General features: G+C 30.9%; 17 protein-coding genes and 1 tRNA gene. 11 read left to right on the top strand and 7 right to left on the bottom strand.

The annotated features are described in order from the left end of the window. The first annotated feature begins 56 nt into the window (after window positions 1-56). On the top strand, window positions 57-2,627 hold the full coding sequence (gene leuS, locus HA149_RS04705; protein WP_209113488.1) for a leucine--tRNA ligase: 2,571 nt from the start codon (window positions 57-59) through the stop codon (window positions 2,625-2,627). Here the strand turns inward: leuS and HA149_RS04700 are convergent. After that, window positions 2,624-4,207, bottom strand: coding sequence for a glucose-6-phosphate isomerase (locus tag HA149_RS04700; RefSeq protein ID WP_209113486.1), 1,584 nt, complete (start codon window positions 4,205-4,207; stop codon window positions 2,624-2,626). The genes leuS and HA149_RS04700 overlap by 4 nt on opposite strands. A gap of 182 nt (window positions 4,208-4,389) precedes the next feature. Between HA149_RS04700 and purN the strand changes: the two genes are divergently transcribed. Then, complete coding sequence (purN, locus tag HA149_RS04695) at window positions 4,390-5,046, top strand: phosphoribosylglycinamide formyltransferase (protein WP_209113484.1); 657 nt, start codon at window positions 4,390-4,392, stop codon at window positions 5,044-5,046. On the opposite strand, the gene argC is transcribed toward purN, so the two are convergent. Further along, window positions 5,030-6,085, bottom strand: coding sequence for an N-acetyl-gamma-glutamyl-phosphate reductase (gene argC / locus HA149_RS04690; protein WP_209113481.1), 1,056 nt, complete (start codon window positions 6,083-6,085; stop codon window positions 5,030-5,032). The two genes, purN and argC, sit on opposite strands and share 17 nt — an antisense overlap. Window positions 6,086-6,173: 88 nt before the next feature. On the opposite strand from argC, the gene ribBA reads away from it, so the two are divergent. Then, the gene (ribBA, locus tag HA149_RS04685) at window positions 6,174-7,898 is read left to right on the top strand and encodes a bifunctional 3,4-dihydroxy-2-butanone-4-phosphate synthase/GTP cyclohydrolase II (RefSeq protein WP_245154669.1); all 1,725 of its coding nucleotides are present in this window, start codon (window positions 6,174-6,176) and stop codon (window positions 7,896-7,898) included. Window positions 7,899-7,902: 4 nt separating this feature from the next. On the opposite strand, the gene HA149_RS04680 is transcribed toward ribBA, so the two are convergent. The 5 genes from HA149_RS04680 to HA149_RS04660 form a co-directional block, all read right to left on the bottom strand. Then, window positions 7,903-8,340, bottom strand: a complete 438-nt coding sequence (locus HA149_RS04680; RefSeq protein WP_209113479.1) for a peptidylprolyl isomerase — start codon at window positions 8,338-8,340, stop codon at window positions 7,903-7,905. A gap of 37 nt (window positions 8,341-8,377) precedes the next feature. Beyond that, entirely contained in the window at window positions 8,378-8,761 is a 384-nt protein-coding gene (locus tag HA149_RS04675) for a DUF3110 domain-containing protein (RefSeq protein WP_209113477.1), read from the bottom strand. Window positions 8,762-8,794: 33 nt separating this feature from the next. After that, window positions 8,795-9,754 carry a DnaJ C-terminal domain-containing protein gene (locus tag HA149_RS04670; RefSeq protein WP_209113475.1) on the bottom strand — a complete coding sequence of 320 codons (960 nt, stop codon included), beginning with the start codon at window positions 9,752-9,754 and terminating at the stop codon, window positions 8,795-8,797. Continuing rightward, a complete protein-coding gene (gene dnaK / locus HA149_RS04665) occupies window positions 9,705-11,702 on the bottom strand; it encodes a molecular chaperone DnaK (RefSeq protein ID WP_209113473.1) in 1,998 nt (665 codons plus the stop codon). The genes HA149_RS04670 and dnaK overlap by 50 nt, the downstream gene beginning before the upstream one ends. Window positions 11,703-11,915: 213 nt before the next feature. Further along, window positions 11,916-12,002: transfer RNA gene (locus tag HA149_RS04660), tRNA-Ser, on the bottom strand. A gap of 49 nt (window positions 12,003-12,051) precedes the next feature. Between HA149_RS04660 and HA149_RS04655 the strand changes: the two genes are divergently transcribed. The 8 genes from HA149_RS04655 (at window position 12,052) to HA149_RS04620 (ending at window position 17,923) form a co-directional block, all read left to right on the top strand. Further along, entirely contained in the window at window positions 12,052-12,426 is a 375-nt protein-coding gene (locus HA149_RS04655; protein ID WP_209113471.1) for a 2Fe-2S iron-sulfur cluster-binding protein, read from the top strand. Window positions 12,427-12,431: 5 nt separating this feature from the next. Next, window positions 12,432-13,280, top strand: coding sequence for an inositol monophosphatase family protein (locus HA149_RS04650; RefSeq protein WP_209113469.1), 849 nt, complete (start codon window positions 12,432-12,434; stop codon window positions 13,278-13,280). Between the two features lie 18 nt (window positions 13,281-13,298). Continuing rightward, on the top strand, window positions 13,299-14,450 hold the full coding sequence (locus tag HA149_RS04645; RefSeq protein ID WP_209113467.1) for an ATP phosphoribosyltransferase regulatory subunit: 1,152 nt from the start codon (window positions 13,299-13,301) through the stop codon (window positions 14,448-14,450). A gap of 118 nt (window positions 14,451-14,568) precedes the next feature. After that, window positions 14,569-16,473, top strand: a complete 1,905-nt coding sequence (htpG, locus tag HA149_RS04640; protein ID WP_209113465.1) for a molecular chaperone HtpG — start codon at window positions 14,569-14,571, stop codon at window positions 16,471-16,473. Window positions 16,474-16,512: 39 nt separating this feature from the next. Further along, entirely contained in the window at window positions 16,513-16,749 is a 237-nt protein-coding gene (rpmB, locus tag HA149_RS04635) for a 50S ribosomal protein L28 (RefSeq protein WP_025881448.1), read from the top strand. A 5-nt stretch (window positions 16,750-16,754) separates the two neighbouring features. Further along, the gene (locus tag HA149_RS04630; RefSeq protein WP_209113463.1) at window positions 16,755-17,288 is read left to right on the top strand and encodes a peroxiredoxin; all 534 of its coding nucleotides are present in this window, start codon (window positions 16,755-16,757) and stop codon (window positions 17,286-17,288) included. Between the two features lie 3 nt (window positions 17,289-17,291). Beyond that, window positions 17,292-17,591: a DUF2499 domain-containing protein gene (locus tag HA149_RS04625; protein WP_209113461.1), complete on the top strand. Its 300-nt coding sequence runs from the start codon at window positions 17,292-17,294 to the stop codon at window positions 17,589-17,591. Continuing rightward, on the top strand, window positions 17,588-17,923 hold the full coding sequence (locus HA149_RS04620; RefSeq protein ID WP_209113459.1) for a DUF3593 domain-containing protein: 336 nt from the start codon (window positions 17,588-17,590) through the stop codon (window positions 17,921-17,923). The genes HA149_RS04625 and HA149_RS04620 overlap by 4 nt, the downstream gene beginning before the upstream one ends. Window positions 17,924-17,926 lie beyond the last annotated feature (3 nt).

The raw sequence follows: 17,926 nt of genomic DNA, 5'->3' as shown, positions 1-17,926 counted from the left end.
CTATTTCTATTTTATACAATGGATATTAAAATAATAATTTAATAAATAAAAATTAAGTGATTTCTCCCGATAAACAATATGAGGCTGATACCAATTTATATAATCCATCTGAAATAGAAAAAAAATGGCAGTCAATATGGACAGAAAACAATTTATACAAAACCGATGAATTAACTGAGAATAGCGATAAGTTTTATGCCTTATCAATGTTTCCCTACCCTTCAGGTAATCTTCATATGGGACATGTTAGGAATTATGTTATTACAGACTTAATAGCTCGATTCCAAAGGTTTAAGGGTAAAACTGTCTTACATCCAATGGGTTGGGACGCTTTTGGTTTGCCTGCTGAAAATGCTGCGATTGAAAGAGGAATTAGTCCAAGTGTCTGGACTAAAAAAAATATTTCTCACATGAAGTCACAATTAAAGCTTTTGGGACTATCAGTTGATTGGGATAGGGAATTTGCAACATGTGATGAAAATTATTATATTTGGACTCAATATCTATTTTTAGAGTTATACAAGTCAGGTCTTGTATATCAAAAGGAATCAGAAGTTAATTGGGATCCTATAGATAATACAGTCCTAGCGAATGAACAAGTTGACTCAGAGGGTAAATCTTGGAGATCTGGGGCAGTAGTTGAAAAAAAATTATTAAAGCAATGGTTTTTAAGAATTACTAATTATGCGGATGAGTTATTGAAGGATTTAGAAAAATTAGATAACTGGCCAGAAAGAGTAAAAATAATGCAAGATAATTGGATTGGAAAGTCAATTGGTGCAAATATTAATTTCAATATCAATACCAATCCAGAAAAGAAAATAACTGTATTTACAACAAGGCCAGATACTTTATTTGGAGTTACTTATTTAGCAATTTCTGTAAATCATTCATTAATTAAAAAAATTACTGATCAAGAAACCATACAAGATATAGAAAATCTTAAACAATATTTGAAAAATAATAAAAATAATGAACTTGAAAAAATTGGAATAAAAACTAGCTTAATAGCAATAAATCCAGTTAATTCGGAACCTATACCTATTTGGGTTGCAAGTTATGTCCTCGATGAATACGGTACCGGCGCTGTTATGGGTGTACCTGCTCATGATTTAAGGGATTTTGAGTTTGCTAAGAAAAACAATATAGATATTAAACAGGTAATAGTAAAGGATAAAAGTGAACAAAATAATGAGCTTGATAATGCTTATGTAGAAAATGGATATCTAATTAATTCTAATCAATACAATGGTATAGCAAATACTATTGCTAAATTAAAAATTGCAGAGGAGGGAGTAAATAATGGATGGGCCGAAAATAAAATTCAATATCGTTTAAGAGATTGGTTAATTTCTAGACAAAGATATTGGGGATGTCCGATACCCATCGTTAATTGCAAAAAATGTGGAGCTGTTCCTTTAAACCAATCGGATTTGCCTGTTTCATTACCAAAAGATATAGAAATCTCCGCTAACAAAATTAATGCTTTAGGTGATAATAATAATTGGATAAATACAACATGTCCAAAATGTGGAATAGCGGCAAGAAAAGAAACTGACACTATGGACACTTTCATGTGTTCATCTTGGTATTTTTTAAGGTACCCATCTTCAAAATGTTCAACTAAGCCATTTGAAAAGAATGAAATTAATAAGTGGTTACCTGTAGATCAATATGTTGGAGGAGTAGAGCATGCAATATTGCATTTGTTATATGCAAGATTTTTCACTAAAGCTTTGCGAGATAATGAACTATTTGATATTGATGAACCTTTTGAAAAACTATTAACGCAAGGAATGGTTCAGGCCGCAGCCTATAAAAACAATAAAACTGGTAAATATGTTTCTCCTTCCGACATTACTGACTTATCAAATCCTACAGATCCAATTGACAATTCTAAACTCGAAGTTCTTTTCGAGAAGATGTCTAAGTCTAAATATAATGGAATAGACCCTGAATCAGTAATTAATAAATATGGAGCAGATACAGCAAGAATGTTTATATTATTTAAAGCACCACCAGAAAAAGATTTGGAATGGGGAGATACAGATGTTGAAGGACAATTTAGATTTTTAAGTAGGATTTGGAAGCTTTATATAAATTCTGCAAAAGATATAAATAGTAAATCTAATTCCTATCCAGATAAAGAAAAAAGTTTAATAAAGTCAATGAATATTGCTATAAAAGAAATTTCAAATGACATATTAAATAACCAATTTAATACTGCGATTTCAGAACTAATGAAGTTTTATAATTCATTATCAAATTCCATTAATGACATAAACAATAATTTAAAAATTGATGCTTTAAAAACATTTTGTATTTTGTTGGCTCCATTTGCACCTCATATTGCAGAAGAAATATGGCATCTTATAGGATTTAAAAAATCTATACATTTAGAACACTGGCCTTCCTTTAATGCCGAAGCACTAAAGGAAGATTCATATGAACTAGTAATACAAGTGAATGGAAAAGTTAGAGACAAAGTAAATATTAATAATGATATGAGTGAAGATCAAATTAAAGAATTGACTCTTAAAAGACCTAACATATTAAAATGGACTCAAGATAAGGAAATAAGAAAAATAATTATTGTTAAAGGAAAAATAATGAATATTGTTGTTTAAGAATTTATTTTTTGAATAACTAATGAATTTGGATTTGACCAATCGCCCTTAACTAAATAATTATCATTACCGAAACACATTTCACGGAGTATAAAAAATATAGGTTCACTAACTGAATTATCAAATAATGATGTTATGTCATTTATAGAATATTCTCCGCCTTCATCTAATAAATTACTTACTTTTTGTTGATACTCAATAATATTTGCAGCTGCTTTCTTTCCAGCTTCAACTCCAGGTTGATCATATGCATTTATATTAACCAATTCAGCGTAGAAGGACACAGCCCTCTCAAATAAAGCGATTAAGGCACCTAGTGAAAAACAATTTAACTTTTCTAACGTAATAGTGATACTTTGTCTGTTTTCACTAGAGAGTGCTAATCTGGTTCCTTGCAAAAAACCAGAAAGATATTCTTTAGGATTCTCTTTTTCATCAAATATATTAGTAGATGGAGAATCTAATAATTCAATAAAAATACAAAAGAAATTATCAATACCATCTCTCAGTTGCTGAACATAAGCATGCTGATCTGTAGATCCTTTATTACCAAAAACGGAAATACCTTGATTAACTACTTGACCATTCCTATTAAATTTCTTTCCTAATGATTCCATTACTAATTGCTGAAGATATTTACTAAAAACCTGTAACCTATCTCTATAAGGTAATACGACCATATCTCTCTTTCCAATACCATCCCCAGTTAAATACCATGCGGATGATAATAGTGCTGCTGGATTATTTTTAAAATCACTTATACGTGTGGCTTCATCCATTAATGATGCACCTCTGATAAATTCAGAGATATTTTCATTAATAAGAGCTAATGGAAGTAATCCCACAGAGCTTGTAATACTAGTTCTTCCACCAACCCAATCTTGCAAATTAAATATTTTTAACCAATTTTCAGAAGTAGCTTTTTTAAATAACTTACTACCTTTCATAGTTATAGCTATAGCATTAGAATTCCATTCAAGAGAATTGTTTTCGCAGTGACTTTTAATAATTTCCATAGCAATTCGAGGTTCAGGCGTACCACCTGATTTGCTTACTACTACAAATAATGTTGTTGATAATTTTTCAGATAATTCTTCTAACTTTTCGCTAATTAAAAAAGGATCAACATTATCGATATAAGAAAAATTTAAGCCTTTAGAACACTTCTGAAGTGACTCTGTAATAAGTAATGGTCCTAATCCACTTCCACCAATTCCTATCCATAGAACATCAGTATACTGCTGATTATTCTTATTCTTAATATCCCCATTTAAAATTTGTTTTCCAAATTCAGAGATTGAATTAATATCTGCTCTAATTTCTTCTCCTATTTTTGAAGAGGGTGAAATTGATGGATTTCTAAGCCAATAATGTCCAACTTGTCTATTTTCATCAATATTTGAGATTGCACCATTTTCTAATTCTTTTATTGATGAAAAAACATCTTTAAATTTATCTTCTAAATTTTTTATCTCTTTACTTGTGAAATTAATTTTGCTTATGTCTAACCAAATATTTAATTTTTTATCAAACCAAAGATAATTACAAAATTTATCCCAAGCGTTTAAATCTCCATTCATTTTATATATTTGTTTCTTTTATTTATTATTCAATTATATCTATACGAATAGTACATAGATTTGAATCATTTAAATTTGTTTAAATTATTATCTTCAAATAAATATGTTTTTGAATATAAACAATTAAAATTGAGGGTTTTTTTTATTTCATATGAATTTATCATTGAATAAAATAAAAAACATTGGATAGTTCATTTAATTACATAATTTCGCCTGAGATATCTGAATTTAGAAGATTTTCCCCTAAATTAAAAATAGGTGTTCTTGCTTCTGGGAAAGGAACAAACTTTCAGGAATTAATTGATCTCTCAGAAAAAGGAGAATTAGATATAGATATAAAAGTTCTAATAACTAACAAGGATGATGCAGGATGTATAACGAGAGCTGAAAGTAAAAAAATACCTCACAAAATTATAAGAGGCAAAGACTTTCTGCAAAAGGAGGCATTTGAATTAGAAATTGTAAATACTTTAATTCATTACGATGTTGAACTTGTGGTTATGGCAGGCTGGATGAAAATTGTTACTCCTTTTTTTATTAATAAATTTAAGAATAAGATAATAAATATTCACCCTTCATTACTTCCCGCATATAAAGGTGGTTCTGCGATAAAGGATTCTATATTAAATGGTTCAAAAATAACTGGTTGTTCAGTACATTTTGTAGAAGAGGAGGTAGATAGTGGATCATTGATAATGCAAGCTGCATTGTCAATTAGAGATGATGATGATATTGAATCACTTTCCAAAAGGATACAAATGCTTGAGCATAAAATTTTACCTCAATCAATCTCTCAAGCTGGGTTTTTGATAAGAAGTAACTTTATGGAAAATTATTAGTTAAATCAAGACCTTCATCCATTGAAAATCCACTCATAAGATTTAAATTTTGAATTGCTTGCCCAGTCTGACCTTTTAACAAATTATCAATTGCAGATAAAATAATAATCCTCCCATTTCGAATATCGACTTTAACAGAAAGGAAAATTTGGTTTGTATTTTTAACCCATTTTGTTGATGGGAATGTATCTACAGGTAAGACCTTAATATTTTTGAAATTTCTATAATAATTATCCAAAAGAATTCTACAATCATCAGAAGTTAATCCTGGATCTCTTAATCTGCCATATATAGTCGAATGCATACCCCTTGATATCGGAACCAAATGAGGAGTAAAGAGCAGTTCAATTTTATTTCCAGATATTAAAGATGCTACTTGTTCGATCTCTGAGGTATGTCTATGGTTAATCAATCCATATGCTGATAGACCTTCTCCACATTCTGATAAAAGTAGCTTTTGGTTTGGTTCTCGACCACCACCAGAAGTTCCGCTTTTAGAATCAATTACTATACCTTCATTTTCAATAATTCCTTGAGAGAGATAAGGAGCTAATGGAATAAGAGCAGATGTTGGATAACATCCTGGACAGGCAATTAATCTTCCTTTTGAAATGGCTTCTTTATTTATTTCAGGAAGACCGTAAACTGCCTCTTTGCATAAATCATCGTCACTCCTTTTATAAATAGCAGCTTCTTTGGAATATACTTTTTTCCATTCGTCTAAGGACTTATATCTGTAATCAGCTGATAAATCAATAACTTTAACTCCTCTATCTAATAATTTTCTTGTCAATGTTGAAGATATTCCATTTGGTAAGCAAAGCAATGCAACATCTGAATTTTTTGAAATATTATCTACTGAAATATCTTCTATATAAGGATCATTATCTAGATAAATAAAAGGGAAATTATCATTCCACTTTGATCCAGAGGTTTTATTACCTCCTAAAAATGAAATTTTGTATTTTTTATTCTTCTTTAAAAGATTTACCGCTTGAATACCTCCGTAACCAGTAGCACCAACTATTGCAACATTCATTTCTTTGAATTGGCAGACTTTGAGATAGGATTATAAAGTGTTGAATTAAAGGTAACTAAAACACTATTTTTCTATATTGATAGGAATAATGAAAGAAACAAGTCCCAAATCAAATAATGGAACAATTTTGGATATAAATGAATCTTTTAAAATTGAATTTGATCCTATCAGCGATGCGTTGGCAGCTATAAGAAATGGTGAATGCATAATTGTTGTAGATGATGAAAGAAGAGAAAATGAAGGAGATTTAATATGTGCAGCCCAGTTTGCAACTCCACAGCAAATTAATTTTATGGCTACTGAGGGACGTGGCCTTATATGCCTAGCTATGCAAGGTGAAAAGCTTGACTCTTTAGATTTACCATTAATGGTAGATAGAAATACAGATGAAAATCAAACAGCTTTTACGATATCAATTGATGCTGGTCCTGAAAATGGTGTTACTACTGGAATTTCCGCTGAAGACAGGGCAAAGACAATTCAAGTTGCAATAAAACCAAATACAAAACCTGATGATTTAAGGAGGCCAGGACATATTTTTCCATTAAGAGCTAAAAAAGGTGGTGTATTAAAGAGGGCAGGTCATACTGAAGCGGCAGTAGATATTGCGGCGATGTCAGGTCTTTATCCAGCTGGAGTGATTTGTGAAATACAAAATCCTGACGGTTCCATGTCGAGACTACCGCAACTTAAAGAGTATGCAAAACAGTGGGGAATGAAATTAATATCCATAGCTGATTTAATAAGTTATCGATTTCAAACTGAGAGATTTGTATTTAGAAAATCCGACGCTGTTCTTCCAAGTATTTTTGGTAATTTCAAAGCTTATGGATATGTCAATGAACTTGATGGTTCAGAGCACGTTGCGTTAGTTAAACAAAAATCATCAAAATTAAGTGAACCTGTACTAGTAAGAATGCATTCAGAGTGCTTAACTGGCGATGCTTTTGGATCATTACGTTGTGATTGTAGACCTCAATTAGAGGCTGCTTTATCAAGGATAGAAAAAGAGGAAGAGGGAGTTGTTGTCTACTTGAGACAAGAAGGTAGAGGTATTGGTCTTATAAATAAATTAAAAGCTTACAGCTTACAGGATGGTGGATTAGACACTGTAGAAGCTAATGAAAAATTAGGTTTTCCAGCTGATCTCAGAAATTATGGAGTTGGAGCACAGATATTAACCGATCTTGGAATAAAAAAACTAAAATTACTTACAAACAATCCTAGAAAGATTGCTGGATTAGGTGGTTATGGAATAGAAGTAATTGAGAGAGTTCCATTAGTAATTTGTCCAAACGATAATAATGCAGAATATTTGAGTGTAAAAAAAACGAAGCTAGGCCATATGATTGATGAAGATAATCCTAATTCCAGGTATATCGATCCATTTATATCAATTTTTCTTGACGGAAAATATAAATCTATAGATCTAGTTCCTATCAAAAATAAAGTTATTAATTTCTGTAGTGAGCAGAACATTAATATTAAACTAGAAAGTACTCCAAGATTATTAGCCTTTTGGAATAGACCAAAATTAGTTTGGCGAATTTTGCATGATCAAAATAGAACCAATTCAAACATAACAGATGAAGAAATAAAGAATATAGAATTATTTATTCAGTTTTTATCTAATTATGAAAATAGTACAAAGATTGGAATTATTGTTTCTAGAAACATTGAACAAGCATTACACCCAAAAAGTAGCATCAAATTAATCAATACTAAATTTTCAATAAATAATGAAATCTTGTATTCATCTACAAGAAAATTTAATCTAGATAAAGAGACATTTAGTATAGTTTTTGAAGGTTAATTTACTATTTTAAGGTTGCTTTCAGAATTTTTGATCCATTAGTAAGTTTTAGCACTACATCCATATCATCAGTCTTACCAAAAACTGTATGAACTCCATCCAGATGAGGCTGTGGTTCATAAACTATGAAAAACTGACTTCCACCTGTATCCTTTCCTGCATGAGCCATAGAAAGTGAGCCTTTTAGATGTTTATTAGAATTAATTTCACATTTTATATTATATCCAGGCCCACCAGTTCCAGGCATACCTGATGCACCATTACGAGTATTTGGACATCCACCCTGAGCCATAAATCCAGGAATAACTCTGTGAAATGCTAGACCATCATAAAAACCATCACTAATTAGGCTCGTGAAATTTTTAACTGTATTAGGTGCATCGTCAGAGAAAAATTCAATATTAATGTTCCCAACTTCTGTTTCAAATAATGCAGATGTCATGTTTTATTTGTTTAGTAATTAATAAATATTTTAATAGCTAAAGCAACTTTTCAAGGTTTTCCTTAATAGTGTTTATATCAATGCTATCTTTATTACTATTTTTCTCTTCCTCCCAATTTTCAACTTCTAGGTTTTTCTGGGGTGGTGAAATTAATAACCTATCTTCAGCGGTTTTAGGTACAAAATTTTTTTCTACTAGTTTGTATTCATAATCTAATTTAATACAGAAATCTTTTATTTCCTCTATATTAATCATCTCAACCGTTGGCAAAGGAAAATCTTGAGCTTCTAGAAGACCACAATATCTTGTTGCATCATCCTTATCTTCAAACATAAGAACGATGGTCCTTCCTTTAAGTTCGATTGAATGAATTCCTTCCTTATCTGTTCCTGAATTATATAAAAGAACAAATACGTTCATAAGTATCGATTTTACTATTTATATAATATTTGATTAAGAATCAGAAAGTGATAATTCTTGTAATCTTGTATATAAAGCAATTTCTTCATCATTAATATCAGCAGGTATCACTACCAGGATTTCAACATATTGATCACCTACATTATCTTCGAAAGTTAAGCCCCTCCCTTTCAAACGTAACATTCTTCCTGTAGATGATTTTGGTGGTACTTGAAGTGTGACATTTCCATCAAGGGTAGGAACCTCTACTGCACAACCAAGAAGAGCATCATGAGGAAATAACTCTAATTTATACAGAACTCTTAAACCATCAATTCTTAGACCACTTTCCGTTTGAACTTTTAACTGTAGATAATGATCTTTACCTCCTCTTGCAATATTTTCAAGTCTTAATCGCCATCCATCTCCAGCGAATGGAGGTGTATCAACTTCAACTACAGTTTCATCTTCAAGCTCAATTAAAATTGAAGCTCCATTTAAGGCCTCATCAGGGGTTAATTCTATAACTGTTTCAATATCTTGGTGGAGTTTAACTGGTGGCGGCTCTTCTGGAGAGGTTGTAGGGTATTCATAATGATTAAATTCATCATTATTTGTATTTATCGATTCATCCACATATGGTTCTTTTTCATAATCATCGGAATTCTTTGGTGAATATTCATATCCAAATAATGAATCAAGATAATCTTCAAAATCAGGAAAACCAGTCTTAAAATTATTATTTTCGTTAGCACCATGGACATTTTCATCCCCATTATTTTTTCTTACATTAGGATCACTTAGATATTCGTATGCTTCGTTAATTAATTTAAATCTTTCTTCCGCATTAATATCATTTTTATTTAAATCTGGATGCCATTTTCTTGCTTCTCTTCGAAAGGCCTTTTTAAGTTCTTTATCATCGAAATCAGGGGGTAAACCCAAAATCGACAAATAGTCTTTTTTAGAGGAAGTAGTCATTGTCCCATGGATCATCGTCCCTAGAATTACCATACCTCGAATTTTTATAATTTCTATTCATTTGATTATCCCAAGGGTCATCATCCCAATAATCATCAGAAAAGAGTTCATCCTTTAATGATCCAAATGTATTTTTAATACCCTGTAAGGGATTATTATCAGTTTTCTTTTCAGCAGCAAATTTTCTATTTAATCCGAATAATGCTTCTTGTAGAGCACTTACTGATATTTCTAATTCTTGAGGATCATCGTCATCTATATAATCTTCAACATCTTGAATAGCCAATTCAACAGCTCGTTGTTGCCTTTCGGCCCCATAGGGGCCAAATTCTAATGAGGCATCTCTAAGTCTTCTCTCAGCTTGCGCAATCAGAGTTAAAGCACTATTTTTTCTATCAATAACAGCTCTTGTCTTTCTATCTTCATTAGCTTTTGCTTTAGCTTCTTCAATTATCGAATTTATTTCTTGCTCATTTAAATTAGAACCTCCAGAGATTGTAACTGTTTGCTTTCTTCCAGTTGTCCTATCAGTAGCACTTACTTCTAAAAGACCGTTAGCATCAATATCAAATGCCACCTGGACTTGAGGTATCCCTCTTGGAGCAGGAGGTATTCCTGATAGTCTAAATTTACCAAGGGATTTATTTTCAGAGGCTAAAGGCCTTTCTCCTTGCCGTACTTGAACAACGACTGATGATTGATTAGCTTCAGAAGTACTAAAAACATCAGATTGTCTTACTGGTATTGGCGTATTACGAGGGATGAGCACTTTCATAAGACCACCAATAGTTTCTAAGCCTAAAGATAAGGGAGTAACGTCATTTAGTAGTAAATCTTGTAAATCACCACTAATAATTCCAGATTGTATCGCAGCTCCAACTGCTACAACTTCGTCAGGATTAACTGATTGACAAGGATCATTTGGAACAAGGGTCTTCACTAATTGTTGAACCATTGGAATTCTTGTGCTGCCTCCCACAAGAACTACCTCATCAATATCTTCAGCGCTCCACCCAGAATCATCTAAGGCTATTTGCACAGGCTCTAATAATCTATCTAGTAAATCTTGTGATAATGATTCAAATATTTTTCTATCTAAGGTTTCTTCAATATGTAACGGCCCTTCTTTACTTGTTGTGATAAATGGTAAAGATATTTTTGTTTTTTGTAATCCTGACAATTCACATTTAGCTTTTTCAGCGGCCTCAGTTAATCTCTGTAAAGCTTGTCTATCCCTTCTTAGGTCAATATCATTTTTAGCAAGAAATTTTTCTGCTAGCCAATCAACTATTTTTGAATCAAAATTATTTCCACCTAGCTGTGTATCACCACAAGTGGCTTTCACATCAAATACACCATTAGAAATTTTTAATAATGAAACATCAAATGTTCCTCCTCCTAAATCAAAAACCAAAACATTATTAGAAGAACTTTTTTCAAAACCATAAGCTAGAGCAGCAGCAGTAGGTTCATTTAGAATTCTATCTACTTTAATACCAGCTAATATTGCAGAATCCTTTGTAGCTTGCCTTTGAGATTCATTAAAGTAAGCAGGGACAGTAATAACCGCAGAATCAACAGTATCTCCAAGATAAGTTTCAGCATCATTAATTAATTTTCTAATTAATGAGCTCACTAATTCTTCTGGTGCATACTCTCTTTCTGTATTTGGACTAAGAACCCTAACGCTTCCATTGGTATTAGCCTTAACGTTATAAGGAACAGAAATACTATTCTCATCTAATTCATCCCAGTCACTACCAATAAATCGTTTAAGGTTATAAAAGGTATTCTTAGGATTTAGAACAAGTTGTCTTCTCGCTTGGTCTCCTATTACTATTTCCTTGTCTTTTGTAAATCCAACTATTGAAGGTGTAGTTCTAGAACCCTCAGAATTTGCAATAACAATTGGACGTCCAGCTTCTATTACTCCTACTACAGAGTTAGTAGTACCTAAATCAATTCCAACTATTTGCCCCATGATTTTAGATCGCTAAATTAAAGCAAAATTTACTAATAATTTAATTAATTTTTATCTTAGATATTTACATATAATAGTAAAAATCAAATATTTTCAACTTAATTTAAATAAATAAGATTATTTATAACTTGTTAATGAGATTACTATCTATTTTAAAAGATATTTTAAAGACGAAGGTGTTGATGTATTTAACCAAAATAAACTAATATAAAACGGAGAGAGAGGGATTCGAACCCTCGATAAAGTTGCCCCTATACAGCATTTCCAGTGCTGCGCCTTCAACCACTCGGCCACCTCTCCCAAGATAAACATTTTAACCCTTAATCATCCCATTTTAGAGGAAAGTTATTTGAAAAAGACTTTCACAGTCACGATTAAAAATAAGGAAACCGGAAAGGTCTACCAAGAGCAGGTTAATAGTGATGATTATATACTTAAGGAATTTGAAAAGAAAGGTTTCAAACTTGCATTTTCATGTAGAAATGGTTGCTGTACAAGTTGTGCAGTTAAAATTAAATCTGGTACCTTACAACAACCTGAAGCCATGGGTGTATCTCAGGCTTTAAAAAACAAAGGCTATGCACTTCTTTGTGTAGCTAAAGCTACTTCAGATCTTGAGGTAGAAACAACATATGAAGATGAAGTTTACGATTTGCAATTTGGACAATATTTTGGGAGGGGAAATACAAGAGTTGCGCCACCTTGGGAATTTGAGGAAGATTAACTAATATGTTTGAATTAAGTGCAATAGAGGAACTTGCAAATCAAGTAAACTTACCTATCTTGTATGAAATAGCCAAGAATTCCGCTCAAATTGGTAATGAAATTTTAAAAGTAAATTACAATAAAATTCAGAAAATATCATCAAAGGGTAGGAAGGGTGATCTAGTTACAAATGTAGATTTGGAAGTTGAAAATAAAATAAAAGAATATCTAGTAGAAGAGACACCAAACATATCCATAAATGCAGAGGAATCGGGTAAATTAACCAAATCTTCGGATTTAACGTGGTGTATAGACCCATTAGACGGTACAACAAATTATTCCCATGGATATCCTTTTTTTGGGACTTCTATTGGTCTTGTATATAAAAATAAGCCAATTATAGGCGCTATATCGGTACCTTATTTAAATGAACTATATTCAGCATGTATAGGTATAGGCTCATTCTGCAATGATAGTGAACTTAAAGTATCGAATCCCTCTAATCTTTCTGATAGTCTACTTGTAACAGGTTTCTCTTATGACAGATTTGAGACAGAAGATAATAATTATGCTGAATTTTGTTATTTAACACATAAAACTAGAGGTGTTAGAAGAGGAGGTGCAGCAGCAGTTGATCTAGCATTTGTTGCGGCTGGTAAGGTAGATGGATATTGGGAAAGAGGATTGGAGGTATGGGACCTAGCGGCCGGTGCTATTATTGTTAAAGAGGCTGGTGGTATTATTTCTGATTATCCATCAGGCGAATTTAATTTAAGTTCAGGAAGAATTTTAGCTTGTTCTCCCAGCCTTGAGAATGAATTAAAAAATGAACTAGATAAAGTCTCTCCATTTAAAAAAAATCTCTATACCTAAAATTAGTTAAATATTAAAATGACCGATATAAAGGAAATTAAATTAGTCGATGTAAAAAATAACTCAAACATCATAAATAACTTAAATAGTATTTATAAACTATGGGGATATGAAGAGGTTTCACCCTCATTCATAAATACTCTAGAGACCATAAAAGGCCGTGGAGTTATTGACGAAAATCAGGTTGTAGGAATAGTAAGTAATAATTCATTATGTCTTAGGCCAGAAATGACAACATCAATTGTTAAATTGTCATCTACTAGATTAATAAATAAGAAAAGACCTATAAGATTATTTACCAATGGAATGGTTTTTGATAAAAAACAAAATAATAAAAAATCATATAATTTACAAGAAAAATTGCAGAGTGGAATTGAATTAATTGGATATGATACAAAATACCCAGAAATTGAAGTTATTAATATTTTGTTTGATTCAATTGATAATATTAATTTGAAGGATGGTTGTAATTTATTTCTACTAGTAAGCACCACAAAAATAATGGACTTGATACTGAACAAATATAAGAATAATAATTTTGAAGAAATTAAGAAAAGTCTGGTTAATTTTGATCAAGATAATTTATCTAAATTAGGAATAGATGTAGATGATAAATATATTCTTAAAGATCTTTTATTCACACGAGGAGAGCCAATTGCAATATTAAACAAATTAAAAACCATATATGGTACTAGTAAAACGTTAGATGACTTACATTTTTTATTTGAAACATTATCAAAAATATCAAATAAATATGGTGTTAAATTACAACTTGATCCCACTTTTCAACCTCACTTGAATTTGTATGAAGGAATAGTTTTTCAACTTATAGGTGATAATGGTAAAAATAAAAGCGTCATCGCAAAAGGCGGAAGATATGATGAGTTAGTAAGATCATTTAGTCCTAATGAGAAAATATTTAATGGGATTGGATTTACAATTTCAGTAGATATTTTAAGAAATTTAATTAAGGAAGAAAAAACAGATCAAAAGAAGATTTTATTGATGTTTAAAGATTCTTATTTGTTAGAAAAAGGTATGAATGAACAAAAAGTACAACAGAAAAAAGGAAATATTGCTGTCTTACATTTAAATCCATGTGATGACTTGGCTAAAGCCAATAAAATTATGAAAGAAAATAATTGTAGTGAGATTATATGGGTTAAATAAAATCTTTTTTAAAAGGTATTTAACTTTTAAATTCATATATTGTTCGGACAATACTCCTAATTAAACTTGATTAACTAGTTTTTAGGAAATAATATTTAAAATGTTTGATTTTTTTTAAATGGAAAAAGGCGAAATTCGTATTAATACCGAAAATATTTTCCCAATTATCAAGAAGGCAGTATATTCTGACCATGAAATCTTTTTAAGAGAACTTGTTAGTAATGCTGTTGACGCAATTAGTAAAAGAAGAATGGCCTCTATGGCAGGTGATTGCGAGAATGCTGAGGAAGCTCAAGTAAAAATATCTATTGACCGTGAGAATAATAGCTTAATAATTTCTGACAATGGAATTGGAATGAATGGTGAAGAAATTAAGAAGTACATAAACCAAGTAGCATTCTCTAGTGCAGAAGAATTCCTAAAAAAATACAAAAAAGATAATGATGAATTTATAGGCCATTTTGGACTTGGTTTTTATTCAAGTTTTATGGTGGCAGATAGAGTTGATATATTAACTAAATCAGCAATTGGAGAATCAAAAGCATTCAAATGGTCTTGTGATGGATCTCCCAATTTCACTTTAGAGGAGTCACAGAGAGACACTATTGGTACAGATGTGATACTTCACCTACTTGATGAAGAAAAAGAGTTTATTGAACCAGAAAGGATTAAATCATTAATAAAAAAATATTGTGATTTTATGCCAATAGATGTCTTACTAGAAGGTGAGACAATCAATAAGAAAAATCCTCCTTGGAGAAAACAACCTAGTGAATTAAAAGATGAAGATTATATTGAATTGTATAAATACCTTTATCCTTTTCAAGGAGATCCACTGTTATGGATTCATTTAAATACAGATTATCCATATGACATACAAGGGATATTGTATTTCCCTAAATTGTCAGGTAGAGCTGATTGGGAAAAGGGAGAAATTAAACTATTTTGTAATCAAGTATTCGTAAGCGATTCGATTAAAGAGATAGTACCAAAATACCTTTTACCTCTAAGAGGAGTAATTGACTCTACGGATATACCGTTAAATGTTAGTAGAAGCGCATTACAAACAGATAGAAAAGTAAGATCTATATCATCATTTATTTCAAAAAAAATCGCTAATAAACTAAAGGATTTGATTAAAAATTCTCCAGAATTTTATGCCGATATTTGGGATTCTATCTCTGCTTTTATTAAAATTGGTGCTATTGAAGATGAAAAATTTGCTGATTTAGTAGATAACAGTATAATTTTCGAAACAATCATAAATTCTGAAAAAGACGTAACTAAAGATATTGAAAGTAAATCACTTATCAAATCAAATGATAAATATTTCACCACTCTCGAAAATTACAAAGAAAGAAATAATATAACTGATTCTAAAAAAATAATATACTGCTCGGATTCGATTGCTCAATCAAGTGCATTAAATATCTGCTTATCTGATAACAAAGAAGTTATTAAATCAGATCCCTTAATTGATGCACAATTTCTTCCTTGGTTAGAAAGTAAAAACGAAGATTATCAGTTCCAAAGAGTTGATTCCGAAATAAATGAACTAGAAGATAAAGAATCTAATGAAATTGTAGATAAGGATGGCAAATCAAATTCAGAAAATCTTAGAGATACGATTGTAAAAGCACTTAACAATGAGAAAGTAACAGTAAAAGTTCAATCACTTTCAAGTAAAGGTGCTCCACCAGCGATGATCTTACTTCCGGAACAAATGAGAAGAATTAATGATATGGGTGCTTACATGGAACAAAAGATGCCTGGCTTACCTGAATATCATGTGCTTTTAATCAACAAAGAACATCCTCTTATTGTTGGTCTTAATAAAATTACAGGCAATAAAATAATTATTGATAAAAAAGATCCTGTAGAAAATCCATTGGTATCTAAAATTGCAAATCATGTTTACGATATGGCTAAACTATCTGTAGGTGGATTAGATCAAGAACAGATTATTAATTTACAAAATAACAATGCCGAATTAATTTCAGAATTGCTTAATTCAACAAAATGAGTCGTGTGTTAAAATTTTTAAAGATATAACTCAAAAAATATGTCAAGAGTTTGTGAACTGACTGGTGCAAAAGCTAATAATGGGATGGCTGTTAGTCACTCACATATTCGTACAAAGAAATTGCAACAAGTTAATCTCCAAAAAAGAAGACTTTGGTGGGAAGAAGGCAAAAAATGGGTAAATATAAAAATTAGTACCAAAGCACTAAAATCTATACAAAAAGTAGGTTTAGACAAATTTGCTAAATCAAATGGAGTTGATTTAAAAAAATTCTAAATTTGATGAGAAATTTAGTTGTAAGTATATTAATTTCATTTTTTCTATTATCTAATTGTAATTTAGCCTTAGCTTTTGACTTTGCTCCTGAAGTCGGTGACTTAGCTCCAAATTTTCACCTGGAAGGTTTTAATAAAAACATACAAGCAAAAACAATTTGGGAATTAAATGATTTTCAAGGTAAGTGGCTTGTCGTTTACTTTTATCCAAAGGATTTTACAGCAGGTTGCACTCTTGAAGCAAAAGGTTTTTCGGAATTAAAAAAAGATTTTTCAAAATATAATGCCGAAATTGTTGGAATTAGTGCTGATAATAAAGATTCTCATGAAAGTTTCTGCAGCGAGAAATCCATAAACTACACTTTATTATCTGACCCTGGCGGAGTTATTAGTGCTAAATATGGTTCCTGGATTCCCCCATTCTCAGATAGAAATACTTTTTTAATTTCTCCAGATGGGAAAATTTCTTATAGATGGATAAGTGTTTTACCCTTGAATCATGCCAAAGAAGTACTTAATGTACTAAAGAAAAAAATATAAATTTTGCACGAACTTTCATTTGGAACTTGGTTAATTCACATTTCTTCGGTCATTGAATGGATATTTACCATCTTTGTTATATACAAAATTTCTACATATAAAGAATACAATTTATTTTTTTGGTTAAGCATCGCTATGGTCCCAAACTTAATAGGCGCTATGTGCGCTATTACTTGGCATATCTATGATAATCAAGATGTATTGTATGGATTAGTAACGCTTCAAGGGATATTTACATTTATTGGTAATTCAACATTAGCTCTCGCATCATTCACTATTTTTAAAAAAGGAAGAGACTTATGAATGATTTATTTTTAAAATTTATAGAAAAATTAGGTTCCATTGATAACACATTATTATTCGCAGTATCAATAATTCCATATGCAATATTTTTGTTTTACTTATATAAAATCAAATCTGTTAATATTTTTGTAAAAACAGGATTTTCCTTTACTGTTTTATTCGTATTCATAACTATATTGGTATCTATCTTCACACTAGATTACTATGATAAAACCCTTGTTGAGGTTGACTTCCTGCATGGCTTTGCAGAATCCTTCCTAACTCTAAGTGATTTTGTTATTTTGTTTGGATTTATAAAGTTGTTAAATACCTTAGAAGTAAACAACTCTTAAGAC

It is taken from the genome of Prochlorococcus marinus XMU1406, from assembly GCF_017696055.1.
GTDB lineage: Bacteria > Cyanobacteriota > Cyanobacteriia > PCC-6307 > Cyanobiaceae > Prochlorococcus_A > Prochlorococcus_A marinus_W.
The sequence above is the reverse complement of the archived record's forward strand: the minus strand, read 5'-3'. Positions and strand labels throughout refer to the sequence as shown.